Raw genomic sequence first — 17,124 nt, 5'->3', positions numbered from 1 at the left:
GCCCCCAGTGTCGTACGGGGCGGATGCGGTCCGTACGGTCAGCCCCGCTCGCACACGAAGGTCTCAGTCCCGCTCGCACACGAAGATCGCCGTTCCCGGGATCAGGTTGCCCCGCAGCGGGGACCAGCCGCCCCACTCCTGGTCGTTCCAGGCGGGCCATTCCGGTTCGACCAGGTCGACCAGCCGGAACCCGCCCGCCACCACATCCCGGACCCGGTCGCCGAGCGTGCGGTGGTGTTCCACATAGACGGCGTTACCGGCCTCGTCCTGCTCGACGTACGGGACGCGGTCGAAGTAGGAGGCCGCGACGGAGAGCCCTTCGGGCCCGGGCTCGTCCGGGAACGCCCAGCGGATCGGGTGCGTCACCGAGAACACCCAGCGCCCGCCGGGGCGCAGCACCCGGTGGACCTCGCGGAACACCCGTACGGGATCGGCGACGAACGGCACCGCCCCGTACGCGGAGCAGGCCAGGTCGAAGGAGCCGTCCCGGAACGGCAGCCGGCCCGCGTCCGCCTCCACCAGGGGGAGCCCCTCGCCGATGCGCAGGGCGTGCTGGAGCTGGCGGTGGGAGAGGTCCAGCGGCACCGGGCGGGCACCCTGCGCGGCCAGCCAGCGCGAGCACTGGGCGGCCCCGGCCCCGATCTCCAGGACGTCCAGCCCCTTGAGGGAGGCCGCGGGCCCCAGCAGACCCGCCTCCGCCTCGTCGAGCCCCTCCGGGCCCCAGACGAACCGGTCGTCGCCCAGGAAGCCGCCGTGGTCGCTCTGATACTCGTCGGCGTTGCGGTCCCACCAGCCCCGGCTGGCCCGGCTGCTCTCGGCCTCGTCCGCCGCCCGGCGCGTGGCTTCCGGCTCCGCGGACTCCGCGGGTTCGCCGGGTTCCGAGGAGTAGGTCCCGTGGATCTCTTGGCTCATCGTGCCCGTCGTTGTAGTTTGCCTTCACCCGCCGCGTGCGGTCCGTACCAGGGGCGTACCCCGGGCGTGCGGAGGCGTGCCCGCGGCGCCGTGCCGTAGTGTTCTCGGGCCGATGTGGCCTCGGAGAACATGAGTTGTGCCGGGTTTGGGGCGATGCGCCCTGGGCGTGCGCCTTCGCGCATTGACCCTGTCCGGCTGCCCCCGTATGCTACAAGTTGCGCTGCGAGCCTGCGCGCCTCAGACCTAGCAGGCCGCGCTCGCGTCTGTTGCATGTCCCCTCGGTTGTCGAGGCGTCTCTCCGGAAACGGATTGCGCGCTTTCCAGGCTGTCCGGCTTCTGCAGAGGCGATACGGGCTTTCGGCGTAGCAGTACCTACGACTCTCTGTCCGTACCGGAGCCCTTTCCCACATGACGAGCAGCACCGAGACCACCGCCACCACTCCGCAGGTTGCGGTCAACGACATCGGCGACGCGGACGCGTTCCTCGCGGCGATCGACGAGACGATCAAGTACTTCAACGACGGCGACATCGTTGACGGTGTCATCGTCAAGGTTGACCGGGACGAGGTTCTCCTCGACATCGGTTACAAGACCGAAGGTGTCATCCCGAGCCGCGAGCTCTCGATCAAGCACGACGTCGACCCGAACGAGGTCGTCAAGGTCGGCGACGAGATCGAGGCCCTGGTTCTCCAGAAGGAGGACAAGGAAGGCCGCCTGATCCTCTCGAAGAAGCGCGCTCAGTACGAGCGTGCCTGGGGCACCATCGAGAAGATCAAGGAAGAGGACGGCATCGTCACCGGTACCGTCATCGAGGTCGTCAAGGGTGGTCTCATCCTCGACATCGGCCTCCGTGGCTTCCTCCCGGCGTCGCTCGTCGAGATGCGTCGTGTCCGCGACCTCCAGCCCTACGTGGGCAAGGAGCTCGAGGCGAAGATCATCGAGCTGGACAAGAACCGCAACAACGTGGTCCTGTCCCGCCGTGCCTGGCTCGAGCAGACCCAGTCCGAGGTTCGCCAGACGTTCCTCACCACCCTCCAGAAGGGTCAGGTCCGCTCCGGCGTCGTCTCCTCGATCGTCAACTTCGGTGCCTTCGTGGACCTGGGTGGCGTCGACGGTCTCGTGCACGTCTCCGAGCTGTCCTGGAAGCACATCGACCACCCCTCCGAGGTTGTCGAGGTCGGCCAGGAAGTCACCGTCGAGGTCCTCGACGTCGACATGGACCGCGAGCGCGTCTCCCTGTCGCTCAAGGCGACGCAGGAAGACCCGTGGCAGCAGTTCGCCCGTACGCACCAGATCGGTCAGGTCGTCCCGGGTAAGGTCACCAAGCTCGTTCCGTTCGGTGCGTTCGTCCGCGTCGACGAGGGCATCGAGGGTCTGGTCCACATCTCCGAGCTGGCCGAGCGCCACGTGGAGATCCCGGAGCAGGTCGTCCAGGTCAACGACGAGATCTTCGTCAAGGTCATCGACATCGACCTCGAGCGCCGTCGCATCAGCCTCTCGCTGAAGCAGGCCAACGAGTCCTTCGGTGGCGACCCGGCCTCGGTCGAGTTCGACCCGACGCTGTACGGCATGGCCGCGTCGTACGACGACCAGGGCAACTACATCTACCCCGAGGGCTTCGACCCCGAGACCAACGACTGGCTCGAGGGCTTCGAGGCGCAGCGCGAGGTCTGGGAGACCCAGTACGCCGAGGCGCAGCAGCGCTTCGAGCAGCACCAGGCCCAGGTCATCAAGTCCCGCGAGGCCGACGAGGCCGCCGCTGCCGAGGGTGCTGCCGCCCCGGCCGGCGCCGCTCCGGCCGCCTCCGGCGGCAGCGGTGGCGGCGGCGGTTCGTACTCCTCGGAGTCGGCGGACAACTCCGGCGCCCTGGCGTCGGACGAGGCCCTTGCCGCGCTGCGCGAGAAGCTCGCGGGCGGCCAGAGCTGACGCTCTGACCCGGCGGGCTCATCGGCTGCGGTAGAGCGTGGAGAGTGAGGCCCGTCCCCTTCGGGGGGCGGGCCTCACTCGCGTGTTCAGCCCGTCATGGCGTCACGGCGATGTTGGTCAGCCCCTTGCCACCGGTGACGGTGTTGCTCGCGTAGACCGTGGTGGGGCAACTGGAGCTGTGGTTGGTCACGTTGATGGCGAGCTGCTTGTCGCCGGTCGCCCCGGTCAGGTTCGAGGAGTTGTTCCGGAAGACGGTCCCGCAGCCCCAGCCGCTCTGCTGGGTGTGCGTCTCGTAGCCGTTGTTGGTGGTACGTGACCCTTCGTTGCCCTCGACCAGGACGTTGTTGCCCTTCACGTCGACCCAGGAGTCGTCGTAGTTGGCCCCGGTCAGGCCGTGGCCGTCGAAGGTGTTGCCGATGATCCGCGCGCCGGTCGTACCCTCCTTGATGTCGATGGACTCGCCGCCGACGTCCGGTCCGATGGTGTTGTTCAGGATCTGCGCGTTGTCGCTCCGGTCGGACAGATCGCCGGCGGAACCGACGTACACGCCCTCGCCCATGCCGCGCCCGTTCTGCCCGGTGTCGTAGATCCGGGAGTTCTTCAGGACGCCGTCCCTGCTGGACGTACGGAAGTGGACGCCCTCCATGTCGAGGTCGTGCACGGTCACCGAGTCGATCACGACACCGTTCGCCGCGTCGGCCATGATCCCCTTCTGCCCGCCCCTGACCGTGACCCCGTGGACCGTCCAGTACGAGGCGCCGTTCAGATGCAGCCCGTAGCCGCCGCCCGCCGTGAGCACGGCCCCGCTGGAGCCGGTGAGGGTGATCCGCGCGCCGGAGGTGCCGGGCCGGGTGGCCTTGAAGTTGCCGGTGTACGTGCCGTCGGCGAGCCGGATCGTGTCGCCGGGGGAGACGGTCGTGAGCGCCGACTTGAGCTGGGCCGCGGTGCTCACGTCGATGACCGTGGCGTTCGCGGGCCCGGCGCCGGCCAGGGTGAGGCCACCGGCGGCGAGGGCGGCGGCAAGCAGGACGGTGAGGGGGGAGCGGGTGCGCATGGGGGTGCCTTCCCGTCGAAGGAGTCCAGATGTTCTCGTACATGAATATGAGACGCGTGTCTGAACGTGTTGCCCAGTGACGGTAGGGACGGCGGCGAGGCGCGTCAAGGTCTGGACCAGGATCGGCGGGCGGCGCCGAACGCGGGGAAGCGTCGTGTCCCCACCGGCAACTGACGTGCCGTGACCCGCCCTCGCGGGGGAAAGATCAGGACGCGGGGAATGCTCGTGCCACCGGTCGTGTTCTTGTCTAGGAATACGAGGAGGAGCGGTAACCGTGCCTGATCCGCAGAGTTTGTACGAATGGGAGCCGAAGGGCCTGGCCGTCGTCGACATGGCGTTGGCGCAGGAGTCGGCCGGCCTGGTCATGCTCTACCACTTCGACGGCTACATCGACGCGGGTGAGACCGGCGAGCAGATCGTCGAGGGCCTGCTGGAGACGCTGCCCCACCAGGTCGTCGCGCGCTTCGACCACGACCGGCTCGTCGACTACCGCGCACGGCGCCCCCTGCTCACCTTCCGGCGCGACCGCTGGGCCTCCTTCGCGGCACCCGCCCTGGAGGTCCGGGTGGTCCAGGACGCCACCGGAGCGCCCTTCCTGCTGCTGTCGGGCCCGGAGCCGGACGTGGAGTGGGAGCGGTTCGCCGCCGCCGTCGAGCAGATCGTCGAGCGCCTCGGCGTCCGGCTCGCGGTGAACTTCCACGGCATCCCCATGGGCGTCCCGCACACCCGCCCCGTCGGCATCACCCCGCACGGCAACCGCACCGACCTCATGCCCGGCCACCGCAGCCCCTTCGACGAGGCCCAGGTGCCCGGATCCGCCGAGGCCCTCGTGGAGTACCGGCTGATGGAGGCCGGCCACGACGTCCTCGGGGTCGCCACCCATGTACCGCACTACGTGGCCCGCTCCCCGTACCCGGACGCCGCGCTCACCGCGCTGGAGGCGATCACCGCCGCGACCGGTCTGGTGCTGCCCGCCCTCGCGCACTCCCTGCGCACCGAGGCGCACCGCACCCAGACCGAGATCGACCGGCAGATCGGCCAGGGCGACGAGGAGCTCGTCTCCCTCGTCGAGGGCCTTGAGCACCAGTACGACGCCGTCGCCGGCTCCGAGACGCGCGGGAACCTCGTCGCCGAGCCGGTCGACCTGCCGTCCGCCGACGAGATCGGCCGCGAGTTCGAGCGGTTCCTCGCCGAGCGGGAGGGCGAGGGCTGACCGCCCGGGACCGGCCCGTAGGCTGCGGCCCATGCTGAAAGTGGGCCTGACCGGCGGCATCGGAGCCGGCAAGAGCGAAGTGTCGCGGCTGCTCGTCTCGTACGGTGCCGTCCTCATCGACTCCGACCTGATCTCCCGCGAGGTCGTCGAGCCCGGAACCCCCGGACTCGCGGCCGTCGTCGAGGAGTTCGGGCCGGCCGTCCTGACCGCCGAAGGCACCCTGGACCGCCCGGCGCTCGGTGCGCTCGTCTTCGCCGACGACGGACGGCGGGCCGCCCTGAACGCGATCGTCCACCCGCTGGTGGGCGCCCGCGCTGCCGAACTGGAACGGGCGGCCCCCGAGGGCGCCGTCGTCGTCCACGACGTACCGCTCCTCACCGAGAACGGGCTCGCCCCCTTCTACGACCTGGTCGTGGTCGTCGACGCCTCCGCCGAGACGCAGCTCCACCGGCTCGTGAACCTGCGCGGCATGACCGAGTCCGACGCCCGCGCCAGGATGGCCGCCCAGGCCACCCGCGAGGAGCGCCGGGCCGTCGCCGACCTGATCGTCGACAACGACGGACCACGGGAGGCGCTGGAGGCCCGGGTCCGCGAGGTCTGGGACGAGTTGGTCCGCAGGGCCGCCGCCCGCTGAGCGCGGCCGACGGGAACGCTTCGTCCGGAATAGCGCGGCCGGGACGGACGTTGGACCCGCGCGAGGAGATCGCGAGGAGATCGCGAGGAGAGGAAGGGACGCGACCGTGCCCGAGAGGAACCCGGAGACCGACGTCATCGACTTCCGCGCGGCCGAGCGACTGCTCGACGCCCGGGACCCCCGGGGCGCCGTCAAGCTCCTCGACTCGGTGATCGCCGCCCACCCGGAGAACACCGCCGCCCGCCTGCTGCGGGCCCGCGCCTTCTTCGCCGCCGCCCAACTGCGCCCCGCCGAGCTGGAATTCGAGCTGGTGCTGGAACGCGAGCCGGACAACGCGTTCGCCCACTTCGCCCTGGCCCGCACCTTCGAACGGTCCGGCAACCCGGACCGGGCGACCCGCCACTTCCGCCTGGCGGCGGCGCTGGACCCGAAGCCGGAGTACCTGCGGGCGGCGAAGTTCGACGAGCGGGACTGACGGGGCGCGTCAGGGTCGCCCGTAGGGCGGACCGGTTCGTTCTCCGCCCGGCCGCCCGCCGTCGGGACCAGGTCCCGGCCTGCGCGGGCGGCCGTCGCCGTGGTCCGGTTCGTACGGTGGGACGTCCCGGCCCGGCTGGTAGTGCGGGCCCTGGCGCATGCGGTACGTGATCACGCCGAGGTCCACCACAGCGAGCAGCAGTACCACCGCGCAGGCCGCCGCCCAGCCCGGCCGCCCGTTCATCGAGAAGGCCACCAGGCCGAAGAGGGCCCAGGCCGTTCCCCACAGGCTCAGCCAGAGCCGCATCCGGAGAGGACTGCGGGCGGTCACGGGTTCACTGCCCGTACGCATGGCGATCACCTCACTCTCCAGCATGGACCCACCCGGCGGCGGGACGAAACAGCGGCGGACGGACCGGCGGCGGGGCGGGGAACCGCGCCCGGGGGCGGCTCGTACCCCCACCATGGGCGAATCACTGGTACGTGAGGGGTACGCGGGGACGGGGCCCGGAGCCATCACACCGGACGGCTGCGCGGTGGAGCTGTACCGCCGGCTGGCCGTCGGCGATGAGCCGGACGTGATCGCGGACGTGGCTCCCGAGGGGGCGAGCATTCTCGAACTGGGCTGCGGGGCGGGCCGGGTGACCCATCCGCTGGTGCGGCGCGGGTTCCGGGTGACGGCGGTGGACGAGTCGCCGGAGATGCTGGCGGAGATCGTCGGGGCGCGCACGGTGCGCAGCCCCATCGAGTCGCTGGACCTGGGCGACGAGCGGTTCGACGTGGTGCTGCTCGGCTCGTTCCTGGTCCACGCGGGCGACCACCGGGTGCGCGACGGGATGCTGCGCGTCTGCCGCGCCCATGTGCGGGACGACGGGATCGTCCTCGTCCAGCGCGAGGGCGTGGCGCACCGCTCGGAGCTGCCGTGGGAGCGGACCGACCCGTCCGGGTGCCTGGTCCGGATCGTCTCCGTGGACCCGGTGGGCGACGGCGTGCGCTCGGTGCGCGCGGAGTATCACTTCGACGACGCGCGGTGGACGCAGACCTTCCTCTCGCGGGAGCTGTCCGACGAGGACCTTGGCGGACATCTCGCGGCGGCCGGGCTCACGGTGGACCGCACCCTCACCGACGACGGCACCTGGCTGCTGGCCCGCCCGGCGCTCTGACCGGGAAGGCCCCTTTGTTCGCGGGTCAGTGCACGAAGCTGTAGCTGCGCCACGGGCCGCTGCCCGGCGCCGTCACATCGCTGAACCGGGTCGGCACATAGGTCGTCCCCCGGCCCGTGCAGTTACGGGTGCGGTAGAGGATCACGTCGACCAGCGTCCCGTTCTCCACCTCGTGGGCCCCCGCCGGGGCGATCCGGTGGCAGCCGCGTACCGACGGGCTGTTCACCTGGATCACCGCTTCGCGCTCCGTCGTGTACGTCACCGGGCCCACCGCGGTCCGGCCGAGCCCGGAACAGCCCGTGGCGGCGATGGCGAGGAGCGAGACCCCGGCGGCGACGGCGAGGCGGCGTCGGCGGGGAACGGTAGCGGTCACGGACATGGGCGGGTCCTCGTCTGCTCGTCCGGTGCTCGTCCGGCGAAGTCGGTACGCCGGAAAAGACGTGCTGGCGCTGGCCACCCTGCCCGGCCCGGCCGCCCCCGGCATCCCGGGCGCGGCCGACCGGGCGAGCCGGGGAGCGGTGGGGTTCGCCGACCGCGGCCCTGCGGCCATCACCCAGCGTGGCGGCCCGCTCCCGGAGGCGGACGCGCACGGACGTACTCCTGACCGGCCGACCAACCGGTCGATCCGCCGCTGAGCTGGGGTGATGCGGTGGGCGCCCGCAGTGTCAGACCTCCCGCCTAGACTCGCTGAGTCAGCACATTCCGTGCCGACGGAGACCGGAGACCCGGATATCGGAGACCCGGAGACCGGGATCGAGTGGGAGGGGAGTGGACATGACGGAACAGATCCGTGAGGCGGCGGTGCCAGACACCGACCGCGCGCCCCGGACCGCCGACGTCGCCCGCCTTCTGCGCCACCCCGCGGTCTTCCTGCCAGGACCGGTGCCCCGGGAAGGCCGCATCGCCTTCTGGGACCCCCACGCCGACGGTGGCTCCCACGCCGACGGCGACCCGTGGCGCGCCGACCCCGCGCCGGAGCGGGCCGGGACGCCCTTCGCGTACGCGGACGCCACCGCGCGCCCCGACACCGTCCCGTACACCTCCGCCCGGCTCACGGCCGTCCGGCCGGACGACGCCGCGGGCCCCGGGGGCATCCGCAGCGCCGAGGTGTCCGCGGCCGTGCTGTCCGTGGCCGACGCGCTGCCCCTGCTCGTCCGGGCCCGGCAGCAGGCGTCCGCCCACCCCGCCACGCGCTGCTGGGGCGCCGCCGCCCTGCACGCCCTCCACCTCGTCGCCCGCGGCCGGATCCTCCCCGGACTCACGGCGGACGGCCACGACGCCTGGCGGGCCGGCCCTTCGGACGCCGAGGACGTGGCGCATCTGCGGGCGGTCGCCGCCGCCCTGCCGCCCGAGGGGCACGCGGTGCCGGTCCCCGGCTCCGTACCGCCCCGGCTCCCCGACGCCGAGGCGCTGATCGGTGCGTTCCTGGACGCCGTCGCCGACACACTGCCGCGCACGCCCGCCGCCGCGTTCGCGATGGGCGCGCCGTTCGCCGCCCGCGAGCCCCAGCATCTGCCCCAGGCCGCGGCCTGGGCCGTCGAGGTCGCCTCGGGGCTGGACGCGGGCGTGCGGGTCTCGCTGCGTCTGGACCTCTCCGCGTACGAGCTGTTCGACACCGCCGACACCTACGTCCTCACCGCCGACCGCGAGGAGACGGAGACCGCCGACGGACCCGCGCGCCCGGAGCGCGCGGACGATCCGGCCGTCCGCCCCGCCGCCGCGGCGATCGTGCAGGTGCACAGCCTCGCCGACCCGACGTACGTGGTGGACGCGGCGGCCCTGTGGAACGGCGGGGCGGGCGAGCCGTTCGGGCCGCGCTCCCAGGTCGACGCGGTGCTGGCCCTGCGCCGCGCCGCCCGCGTCTGGGCCCCGCTGGAACGGCTCCTGGGGCAGCCCGTCCCCGATGTGCTCGCGATCACCGAGGACGAGCTGTACGAGCTGCTGAGCGACGCCGGATCCCGGCTGGCCGCCGCCGGGGTCGAGGTGCGCTGGCCGCGCGAGCTGGCCCGCTCGCTCACCGCCGCCGCCGTCGTGCGGCCCGCGCCCGGATCGGCCACCGACGGTACGTCCTTCTTCGACGCCGAGCACCTCTTCGCCTTCGACTGGCAGCTGTCCCTGGGCGACGAGCGGCTGACCGAGGCCGAGATGGACCTCCTGGCCGAGGCGCACCGCCCGGTGGTGCGGCTGCGCGACCAGTGGGTGGTCGTCGACCCCGCCCTCGTACGCAAGGCGCGCAAGCGGGAGTTGGGGCTGCTGGATCCGGTGGACGCGCTGGCCGTGGCCCTCACCGGCAGCGCCGAGGTGGACGGCGAGCGGGTCGACGCCGTCCCGGCCGGGGCCCTCGCCGCGCTCCGGACCCGCCTCCTCGCCGACGACACCGCGATCGCGCCGCCGCCCGGCCTGGACGCGACCCTGCGCGACTACCAACTGCGCGGCCTGGCCTGGCTGGACCGGATGACGTCGCTCGGGCTCGGCGGCTGCCTCGCCGACGACATGGGCCTCGGCAAGACGATCACCCTCATCGCTCTCCATCTGCACCGGGCGCACCCCTCGCCCACCCTCGTGGTCTGCCCCGCCTCCCTCCTCGGCAACTGGCACCGCGAGATCAACCGCTTCGCCCCCGGCGTGCCCGTGCGCCGCTTCCACGGCACGGACCGGAGCCTGAGCGATCCGGACGGCGGGTTCGTCCTCACCACCTACGGCACCATGCGCTCCAGCGCTGCCCAACTCGCCGAGCAGAGTTGGGGCCTGGTCGTCGCCGACGAGGCGCAGCACGTCAAGAATCCGCACTCCTCCACCGCCAAGGCGCTGCGTACCATCCCCGCCCCGGCCAGGGTCGCCCTGACCGGTACCCCCGTCGAGAACAACCTCTCCGAGCTGTGGGCGCTCCTCGACTGGACGACCCCCGGGCTGCTCGGCCCGCTCAAGGCGTTCCGGGCCCGGCACGCCCGGATCGTGGAGAACACGGACACGGCCGCCGGTCTCGGCAACGAGGAGGCGGTGGAGCGGCTGTCCCGGCTGGTGCGGCCCTTCCTCCTGCGGCGCAAGAAGTCCGACCCCGGCATCGCCCCCGAGCTGCCGCCCAAGACGGAGACCGACCACCCCGTCCCTCTCACCCGTGAGCAGGTCACGCTCTACGAGGCGGCCGTCCGCGAGACGATGGCGCAGATCGAGGCGGCCGAGGGCATCGCCCGCCGGGGCCTGATCATGAAGCTGCTGACCTCGCTCAAGCAGATCTGCAACCACCCCGCGCAGTATCTGAAGGAGGAGCCCACCCGGCTCACGGGCCGCTCCGGCAAGCTCGCCCTCCTCGACGAACTGCTCGACACGATCCTCTCCGAGGACGGCTCGGTCCTGATCTTCACCCAGTACGTGTCGATGGCGCGGCTCCTCTCCGCGCACCTCGCCTCCCGCGCGATCCCCTCCCAACTCCTGCACGGCGGTACGCCGGTGGCCGAGCGGGAACGGATGGTGGACCGCTTCCAGTCCGCCGAGGTCCCCGTCTTCCTGCTCTCCCTCAAGGCGGCCGGCACGGGGCTGAACCTCACCCGCGCCGCCCACGTCGTCCACTTCGACCGCTGGTGGAACCCGGCCGTGGAGGAGCAGGCCACCGACCGCGCGTACCGCATCGGCCAGACCCAGCCCGTCCAGGTCCACCGGATCATCGCCGAGGGCACGGTGGAGGACCGGATCGCCGAGCTGCTGGAGTCCAAGCGGGCCCTGGCGGACGCGGTGCTCGGCAGCGGGGAGAGCGCCCTGACCGAGCTGAGCGACCGTGACCTCGCCGACCTCGTGTCCCTGCGGAGGCCCGCATGAGCCCGCGCATGAGTCCCCGCCCGGCCACCGGCCCCGCCCCGCGCCCGACCACCGGACCGGCCGCCCGCCGATCCGCCCCGCGCGCCCGGATCGGCCCGGACGATCTGCGGCGCACCTTCGAGGCGGTGCCCGCCCGCACCTCAGCCGAGGGCGAGCCCTTCGCGGCCAGTTGGTGGGGCCGGGCCTGGGTGGACGCGCTGGAGTCCCTGTCGATGGACGAGGCCCGCCTCGCCCGCGGCCGCGTGTACGCCGACGACGGGCAGGTCGCCGCGATCACCGTCACCCCGGGCCGCGTCGTCGCCTATGTGCACGGCAGCCGGGCCCGCCCCTACCGCGCTGAACTGCGCCTGCGCACCTTCGCCGACCCGGGCTGGGAGGCCCTGCTCGACGCGGTCGCCGCCCGGCCCGGCCATCTGGCCGCGCTGCTGGCCAAGGAGATGCCGCACTCCCTGGCCCGTACGGCGGAAGAAGCGGGAGTCCGGCTGCTGCCCGCCGCCGACGACCTCGACCCCAGCTGCACCTGCCCCGACCACGGGCGGCCCTGCAAGCATGTCGCCGCCCTCTGCTTCCAGACGGCGCTGCTGCTCGACAGCGACCCGTTCGTCCTGCTGCTGATGCGCGGCCGGGGCGAACGCGAACTGCTGGACGCGCTCGCCCGGCGCAACGCCGAACACTCCGCCCGTGAACGCCCCGCCGCCCCGGCCATGCCCTCGGTCGCGGCGGGCGAGGCCTTCGCCGCCCGCTTCCTGCCGCCGCTCCCGGCACCCCGCCCCGTCCCGCCGCATCCCGGCCAGCCACCGTCGTACCCGGACCTGCCCGGTGCCCGGGACCCGCTGGGCCTGGACGCCCTCGCCACCGACGCCGTCGCCCGCGCCCACGCTCTGCTGACCACCGGCCGCGATCCGCTGGCCGGGCTCACCGAGTGGCAGGACGCCGTCCGCCTCGCCGCCGCGCGCCCGACCGCCGGACTCACCGCCACCACCCGCGCGCTCTACCGCGAGCTGGCGTACGCCACCGGCCGCACCACCACCGACCTGGCCCGCGCCGTCGCCGCCTGGCGCCAGGGCGAGGCCGAGGGGCTGGCCGCCCTGGAAGAGCCCTGGGACCCGCCGGCCGGCCCCTTCGACCGGGCCCGGCCCGCGCTCGCCGCCGCCGGGTTCCCGCGCTTCACGCCCTGGCGCAACCGCCTCACCCACCCGGCCGGTTCGCTCCAGCTCCGCTTGGGCCAGGACCTGCGCTGGTACGGCTACGAGTCCGACCCCGGCGCCGACGACTGGTGGCCGCGCGCCGCCCCGGACCCCGACCCGGTGTCCGCCCTCGAAGCGCTGCTCGCCGGTGACGCCGTCCCGGAATCCGCCGGGGACGACGACCCCCACTACGTACGGTAAAAAGCTTTGGCCAGCAGGACGTTGACCCTGTTAGCGTCCTCGACGTGGCGAAACTCAATCAGATCATCGCAGTGGAGAAGGGCGTCAAGTCCAAGGCGCACCAGGACCTGACGGCGGCCCATCACGGCCTCCAGAAGGCCGCGTTGCTGGCCGGGATCTCCCGTACCTACCAGCCCAAGGACGAGGAGGGCGAACAGCTTCCGCCCGAGTCGACGCTGGTCCAGGTCAAGGCCGAGGATGTGCTGCGGGAGACCGCGACCACGCTGACCCGCCTCTTCGATGTGACCGCCACGAAGGACTGGGCGAACTGCTCGGCCCGGGCCGATGTGAAGGTCGACGGCCGGGTGCTGGTGAGCGAGGTGCCGGTGGCGTATCTCCTCTTCCTGGAGAAGCAGCTGACCGACCTCAACACCTTCGTCCGCAAGCTGCCCGTCCTGGACGCGGCCGAGGCCTGGGTGCAGGACCCGTCGACCGACTCCTGGAAGACCGAGCCGGTCCGTACGCTCCGCACCAAGAAGGTGCCCCGCAACCATGTGAAGGCGGAGGCCACGGAGAAGCACCCGGCGCAGGTCGAGGTGTACTACGAGGACATCCCCGTCGGGTACTGGACGACCGTCAAGTTCTCCGGGGCGCTGCCCGCGCGGCGCGTCAACGAACTGCTGGACCGGATCGAGAAGCTCCAGCAGGCCGTGAAGTTCGCCCGCGAGGAGGCCAACGGCGCGGAGGTCACCGACCAGCGGGTGGGTGATGCGGTGTTCGGTTACCTCTTCGGGTGACCGACCATGGATTCCCCGGTCGCCGATCAAGGGGGCCGGGGTGCGCGAGGAGCGCAAGCTGAAACTGAAGCTTGTCGTGAAGGCGCGGTACCAGTGGAGGTTCGACTCCTCCCTCCGGCACGGGCCGGAGTAGCCCAAGCAGGCAGAGGCAGCCGCCGTCAATCTCAGACTCTTGCTCCAGACTCAGCATTCGCCGCCGATCGCCGGATCGAACGGGCCCGGGCCCGCGCGCGTCGAGATGCCGGTTCAAGTCCGGCCCGCAGAGCTCCGATCTGCGGTGGTCCAAAGGCAGGACGCGACGACATCATGACTGACCCGGACCCTTAAACGTGCCGGCGTGCGACATGGGCGGCATTCACAGGGCCCGGAGGCCGGCTACGCCTCCGGGCCCGCTCCCGTTTCCGGAGCCTCCGCTGCTCCCAGCGACACGCCCCGCCCCGCGAAGAACCGCTCGAACTCCGTCAGCGGCAGCACGGCCGCCCGCGTCCCGGCGTCCGTCCCCGACGGGTTGTGGAAGTGGACGCCGGACCCGTCGGCCGTGCGCGCGGTCACCAGCACCAGATGCCCGCCCCGCCCCGGAGCCGGCCGCTCCGGATGCCGGATCCCATAGTGGACGGAGGCCAGCACGGTCGTGCCCGCGTCCAGCAGCCCGGGGATCTCCGCCACGTCCAGGTGCCGGTGGACCGTGGCCTCGCGCCCGTACACCTCGCTCACGTACTCCGCGAACGGGGCGTACACCAGCCCCCGGATCGTCCCGTCCGCGTCCTCCGTGTACGCCCCGTACTTCAGTGCCTCGTCCCGCAGTTCGAACAGCGACGGGGCGTCGGCGCCGAGCGCCATGCGCAGGCAGGTCATACCGCACAGATGACCTGCCCAGCGCGCATACTCGGCGGGCGAACCGGCCCCCGAACCGGCCCAGCCGGGGTCCTCGGCCGGATCGAGCCCGCCCTCCACGATCGCCCCCACCAGCTCCGGCGTGGCGAACTGGGTGTGGACGGGGACGGAGCAGAGGGCACAGGTCACTGGCGATATCCGTTCAGGAAGCGGCCGATGCGGCTGATCGCCGCGTCGAGATCATCGGCGTACGGAAGGGTGAGGATGCGGAAGTGGTCCGGGCGCGGCCAGCTGAAACCGGTGCCCTGCACCACCTGGATCTTCTCCCGCAGCAGCAGGTCCAGCACGAACTTCTCGTCGTCGACGATCGGGTGGACCTTCGGGTCGATGCGCGGGAAGGCGTACAGCGCGCCCTTCGGCTTCACGCACGAGACGCCGGGGATCTCGTTCAGCCGCTCCCAGGCCCGGTCGCGCTGCTCGTGCAGCCTGCCGCCCGGGGCGACCAGCTCCTTGATGGACTGCCGGCCCCCGAGCGCGGCCTGAATGGCGTACTGCGCGGGCGCGTTGGGGCACAGCCGCATGGAGGCCAGCATGGTCAGGCCCTCCAGGTAGTTGCGGGCGTGCTGCTGCGGACCGGACACCACCATCCAGCCGGAGCGGAACCCGGCCACCCGGTACGTCTTCGAGAGCCCGCTGAAGGTGAGGCAGACCAGGTCCGGAGCGAGGACGGCCGCGCTGTGGTGCTCGGCGCCGTCGTACAGGATCTGGTCGTAGATCTCGTCGGCGAAGACCATCAGGTTGTGCCGACGGGCCAGATCGAGAATGCCTTCGAGGATCTCGTGCGGATAGACCGCGCCGGTGGGGTTGTTCGGGTTGATGATCACGACGGCCTTGGTGCGGTCGGTGATCTTGGACGCCATGTCGGTGAGGTCCGGGTTCCAGTCGGACTCCTCGTCGCAGACGTAGTGCACGGCCTTGCCGCCCGCGAGCGTGGTGACGGCGGTCCAGAGCGGGAAGTCCGGGGCCGGGATCAGCACTTCGTCGCCGTCCTCCAGCAGCGCCTGCACGGCCATGGAGATCAGCTCGGAGACCCCGTTGCCGAGGAAGATGTCGTCCACGCCGACCTCGGTCAGCCCCATGGCCTGGTAGCGCTGGGCCACCGCCCGCCGCGCCGAGAGGATGCCGCGTGAATCGGTGTAGCCATGGGCCTGGGGCAGCATCCGGATCATGTCCTGGACGATCTCCTCGGGGGCCTCGAAGCCGAAGAGCGCGGGGTTGCCCGTGTTGAGCCGGAGCACGCTGTGGCCCGCCTCCTCCAGGGCGTTGGCGTGCTCGATGACCGGGCCCCGGATCTCGTAGCAGACCTCGTTGAGCTTGCTGGACTGCCGGAACTCCATGCGCTGCCTCCCGAGCCGAATTGCGGTACTTGGTTTTACCAAGCTTGAGCTTGGAAAGTCCAACAACATGTCTAGACTGCGTCGCATGCCACGTCAGCAGCAGCCAGCAGCGCGTCCAGCAGTACGTCCAGCGGCCCGTCCCGTCCGTCGCCGGAGCTACGACCAGTTCGACGCCACCGCCCGCGCCCTTGACTCCGTCGGCGACCGGTGGACCCTGCTGATCGTCCGTGAACTGCTGGGCGGGCCGCGCCGGTACACGGACCTGCACGCCGACCTGCCCGGCGTCAGCACGGACGTGCTGGCCTCCCGCCTGAAGGACATGGAGCAGTCCGGACTGGCCCTGCGCCGCAAGCTGCCGCCCCCGTCGGCCGCGTCGGTCTACGAGCTGACCGAGCGCGGCCTGGGCCTGCTGCCGGTGCTCGCCGCCCTCGCCGAGTGGGGCGCGCCCGCCCTGGCCGAGCGCCGCCCGACCGACGCGGTGCGGGCGCACTGGTTCGCCCTGCCGCTGCTCGGCGCCCTCGCCGGGCTCACCCGGGAGGGTGTCCTCGAAGTCCGCCTCGACGAGGGGGAGTTCCACCTGCATGTCGGTGGGGGAGCGGGGACGGTCCTGCCGGGCGCCGAGGCGTACGGGCCGGTGTACGGCTACGGTCCCGCCGACCGCCCCGACGCCCGGATCGTCCTCGGCGCGGAGGTCTGCCTGGAGCTGGCGCAGGGCGCGGCGACTCTCACGGCGGCGGTGAAGGGCGGCCGCGTCGAGGTGCTGGGCGACGGCCCGCTTGCGGCGGAGCTGCGCGGGGAGTGACCTGCCCGGGGAGTGAGCTGCCCGCCCGGGGCGGTCTCCCTCCGGACCGGTGATGATGGGGTCGTGCGACTCGAAGCGATCACCTGGGAACGGCTGGCCGGCGAACTGGCCCGGTACGGCGACGGACTGTCCGCCGCCGACGGCGGGCCCTGGCTCGCCTTCGGTGTCGACGGCGCGCCCGCCGCCCGCACCGGCGAGACCGCCGAACGTCTCGCCGAGGAGCTGCGGCTGCTCGGTCGTTCGGTCCTGGTGGTCCCCACCGAGGGATTCCTGCGCCCGGCGAGTCTGCGCTTCGAGTACGGGAAGCGGGACCCGGACGCGTACCTCGACGGCTGGTTCGACACCGGGGCGCTGTGGCGCGAGGTGTTCGGGCCGCTGGAGGCGGGCGGCTCCGGCCGGGTGCTGCCGACCTCTGGGACCCCGTGAGGGACCGGGCCACCCGCACCCCGTACCACCCGCTGCCCGAGGGCGGGGTGGTCGTCGTGCACGGCCCGTTCCTGCTGGGGCACTGGTTCCCGTTCGCGCTCACCGTCCATCTGCGGCTGTCGCCGGGGGCGTTGCGGCGGCGCACGGCGGAGCCGGAACGCTGGACGCTGCCCGCCTTCGCCCGGTACGAGGACGAGGTGGCGCCCACGGAGCGGGCGGACGTGGTGGTCCGGGCGGACGATCCGGCGCACCCGGCGTGGTCGGGGGTGCCGGGGAGGGGGTGAAGCGGGGGGGGGGGGGGGGGGGGGG

At 72.4% G+C, this 17,124-nt stretch carries 16 protein-coding genes and 2 pseudogenes; 12 read left to right on the top strand and 6 right to left on the bottom strand.

Annotated elements, in window-relative coordinates:
- Positions 1-63: 63 nt before the first annotated feature.
- A complete protein-coding gene (locus A3Q37_RS09585; RefSeq protein ID WP_065480811.1) occupies positions 64-912 on the bottom strand; it encodes a class I SAM-dependent methyltransferase in 849 nt (282 codons plus the stop codon).
- Between the two features lie 408 nt (positions 913-1,320).
- On the opposite strand from A3Q37_RS09585, the gene rpsA reads away from it, so the two are divergent.
- Positions 1,321-2,838 carry a 30S ribosomal protein S1 gene (rpsA, locus tag A3Q37_RS09580; RefSeq protein ID WP_003969826.1) on the top strand — a complete coding sequence of 506 codons (1,518 nt, stop codon included), beginning with the start codon at positions 1,321-1,323 and terminating at the stop codon, positions 2,836-2,838.
- 94 nt (positions 2,839-2,932) lie between these two features.
- Here the strand turns inward: rpsA and A3Q37_RS09575 are convergent, their stop codons facing one another.
- Positions 2,933-3,892, bottom strand: coding sequence for a right-handed parallel beta-helix repeat-containing protein (locus A3Q37_RS09575; protein ID WP_065480807.1), 960 nt, complete (start codon positions 3,890-3,892; stop codon positions 2,933-2,935).
- A 274-nt stretch (positions 3,893-4,166) separates the two neighbouring features.
- Here A3Q37_RS09575 and A3Q37_RS09570 point away from each other — a divergent pair, with 274 nt between their 5' ends.
- The 3 genes from A3Q37_RS09570 (at position 4,167) to A3Q37_RS09560 (ending at position 6,214) form a co-directional block, all read left to right on the top strand.
- A complete protein-coding gene (locus tag A3Q37_RS09570) occupies positions 4,167-5,105 on the top strand; it encodes a PAC2 family protein (protein WP_079137718.1) in 939 nt (312 codons plus the stop codon).
- A 31-nt stretch (positions 5,106-5,136) separates the two neighbouring features.
- Positions 5,137-5,739 (top strand): dephospho-CoA kinase, encoded by a 603-nt coding sequence (gene coaE / locus A3Q37_RS09565; RefSeq protein ID WP_065480804.1) that lies wholly within the window; start codon positions 5,137-5,139, stop codon positions 5,737-5,739.
- 106 nt (positions 5,740-5,845) lie between these two features.
- The gene (locus A3Q37_RS09560; protein WP_065480801.1) at positions 5,846-6,214 is read left to right on the top strand and encodes a tetratricopeptide repeat protein; all 369 of its coding nucleotides are present in this window, start codon (positions 5,846-5,848) and stop codon (positions 6,212-6,214) included.
- A gap of 9 nt (positions 6,215-6,223) precedes the next feature.
- Here the strand turns inward: A3Q37_RS09560 and A3Q37_RS09555 are convergent, their stop codons facing one another.
- On the bottom strand, positions 6,224-6,589 hold the full coding sequence (locus A3Q37_RS09555; protein ID WP_079137717.1) for a DUF6343 family protein: 366 nt from the start codon (positions 6,587-6,589) through the stop codon (positions 6,224-6,226).
- Positions 6,590-6,677: 88 nt separating this feature from the next.
- Here A3Q37_RS09555 and A3Q37_RS09550 point away from each other — a divergent pair, with 88 nt between their 5' ends.
- Positions 6,678-7,376, top strand: coding sequence for a bifunctional 2-polyprenyl-6-hydroxyphenol methylase/3-demethylubiquinol 3-O-methyltransferase UbiG (locus A3Q37_RS09550; protein WP_065480799.1), 699 nt, complete (start codon positions 6,678-6,680; stop codon positions 7,374-7,376).
- A gap of 25 nt (positions 7,377-7,401) precedes the next feature.
- Here A3Q37_RS09550 and A3Q37_RS09545 read toward each other — a convergent pair whose 3' ends face one another.
- Complete coding sequence (locus A3Q37_RS09545; protein WP_065480795.1) at positions 7,402-7,755, bottom strand: hypothetical protein; 354 nt, start codon at positions 7,753-7,755, stop codon at positions 7,402-7,404.
- A 61-nt stretch (positions 7,756-7,816) separates the two neighbouring features.
- Between A3Q37_RS09545 and A3Q37_RS09540 the strand changes: the two genes are divergently transcribed.
- The 5 genes and pseudogenes from A3Q37_RS09540 to A3Q37_RS37180 all read left to right on the top strand — a co-directional run bounded on the left by A3Q37_RS09540 (position 7,817) and on the right by A3Q37_RS37180 (position 13,476).
- Positions 7,817-8,011, top strand: coding sequence for a hypothetical protein (locus tag A3Q37_RS09540; RefSeq protein ID WP_065480787.1), 195 nt, complete (start codon positions 7,817-7,819; stop codon positions 8,009-8,011).
- Positions 8,012-8,150: 139 nt separating this feature from the next.
- The gene (locus A3Q37_RS09535; protein WP_065480784.1) at positions 8,151-11,192 is read left to right on the top strand and encodes a DEAD/DEAH box helicase; all 3,042 of its coding nucleotides are present in this window, start codon (positions 8,151-8,153) and stop codon (positions 11,190-11,192) included.
- A gap of 8 nt (positions 11,193-11,200) precedes the next feature.
- Positions 11,201-12,580: an SWIM zinc finger family protein gene (locus A3Q37_RS09530; protein ID WP_065480782.1), complete on the top strand. Its 1,380-nt coding sequence runs from the start codon at positions 11,201-11,203 to the stop codon at positions 12,578-12,580.
- Between the two features lie 44 nt (positions 12,581-12,624).
- Complete coding sequence (locus A3Q37_RS09525) at positions 12,625-13,356, top strand: hypothetical protein (RefSeq protein ID WP_065480779.1); 732 nt, start codon at positions 12,625-12,627, stop codon at positions 13,354-13,356.
- A 34-nt stretch (positions 13,357-13,390) separates the two neighbouring features.
- A pseudogene (locus A3Q37_RS37180) lies at positions 13,391-13,476 on the top strand.
- Positions 13,477-13,731: 255 nt separating this feature from the next.
- Here A3Q37_RS37180 and A3Q37_RS09520 read toward each other — a convergent pair.
- Together A3Q37_RS09520 and A3Q37_RS09515 are read right to left on the bottom strand one after the other, a co-directional pair.
- Entirely contained in the window at positions 13,732-14,379 is a 648-nt protein-coding gene (locus A3Q37_RS09520) for a C39 family peptidase (RefSeq protein ID WP_065480775.1), read from the bottom strand.
- On the bottom strand, positions 14,376-15,587 hold the full coding sequence (locus A3Q37_RS09515) for a pyridoxal phosphate-dependent aminotransferase (protein WP_065480772.1): 1,212 nt from the start codon (positions 15,585-15,587) through the stop codon (positions 14,376-14,378). The genes A3Q37_RS09520 and A3Q37_RS09515 overlap by 4 nt, the downstream gene beginning before the upstream one ends.
- Before the next feature lie 85 nt (positions 15,588-15,672).
- Here A3Q37_RS09515 and A3Q37_RS09510 point away from each other — a divergent pair, with 85 nt between their 5' ends.
- Both A3Q37_RS09510 and A3Q37_RS09505 read left to right on the top strand, forming a co-directional pair.
- Complete coding sequence (locus A3Q37_RS09510; protein WP_176711384.1) at positions 15,673-16,389, top strand: helix-turn-helix domain-containing protein; 717 nt, start codon at positions 15,673-15,675, stop codon at positions 16,387-16,389.
- 63 nt (positions 16,390-16,452) lie between these two features.
- Positions 16,453-17,099: pseudogene (locus A3Q37_RS09505) on the top strand (uridine kinase).
- The last annotated feature ends 25 nt before the right edge of the window (positions 17,100-17,124 follow it).

Source organism: Streptomyces sp. PTY087I2, from assembly GCF_001687325.1.
Classification (GTDB): Bacteria; Actinomycetota; Actinomycetes; order Streptomycetales; family Streptomycetaceae; genus Streptomyces.
The sequence above is the reverse complement of the archived record's forward strand: the minus strand, read 5'-3'. Positions and strand labels throughout refer to the sequence as shown.

What these genes read in the sequence shown, in the direction of transcription:
- A3Q37_RS09585 (WP_065480811.1), bottom strand. Translation starts at nt 912, where the DNA reads ATGAGCCAAGAGATCCACGGGACCTACTCCTCGGAACCCGGCGAACCC.
- rpsA (WP_003969826.1), top strand. Translation starts at nt 1,321, where the DNA reads ATGACGAGCAGCACCGAGACCACCGCCACCACTCCGCAGGTTGCGGTC.
- A3Q37_RS09575 (WP_065480807.1), bottom strand. Translation starts at nt 3,892, where the DNA reads ATGCGCACCCGCTCCCCCCTCACCGTCCTGCTTGCCGCCGCCCTCGCC.
- coaE (WP_065480804.1), top strand. Translation starts at nt 5,137, where the DNA reads ATGCTGAAAGTGGGCCTGACCGGCGGCATCGGAGCCGGCAAGAGCGAA.
- A3Q37_RS09555 (WP_079137717.1), bottom strand. Translation starts at nt 6,589, where the DNA reads ATGCTGGAGAGTGAGGTGATCGCCATGCGTACGGGCAGTGAACCCGTG.
- A3Q37_RS09550 (WP_065480799.1), top strand. Translation starts at nt 6,678, where the DNA reads ATGGGCGAATCACTGGTACGTGAGGGGTACGCGGGGACGGGGCCCGGA.
- A3Q37_RS09545 (WP_065480795.1), bottom strand. Translation starts at nt 7,755, where the DNA reads ATGTCCGTGACCGCTACCGTTCCCCGCCGACGCCGCCTCGCCGTCGCC.
- A3Q37_RS09535 (WP_065480784.1), top strand. Translation starts at nt 8,151, where the DNA reads ATGACGGAACAGATCCGTGAGGCGGCGGTGCCAGACACCGACCGCGCG.
- A3Q37_RS09530 (WP_065480782.1), top strand. Translation starts at nt 11,201, where the DNA reads ATGAGTCCCCGCCCGGCCACCGGCCCCGCCCCGCGCCCGACCACCGGA.
- A3Q37_RS09515 (WP_065480772.1), bottom strand. Translation starts at nt 15,587, where the DNA reads ATGGAGTTCCGGCAGTCCAGCAAGCTCAACGAGGTCTGCTACGAGATC.
- A3Q37_RS09510 (WP_176711384.1), top strand. Translation starts at nt 15,673, where the DNA reads ATGCCACGTCAGCAGCAGCCAGCAGCGCGTCCAGCAGTACGTCCAGCG.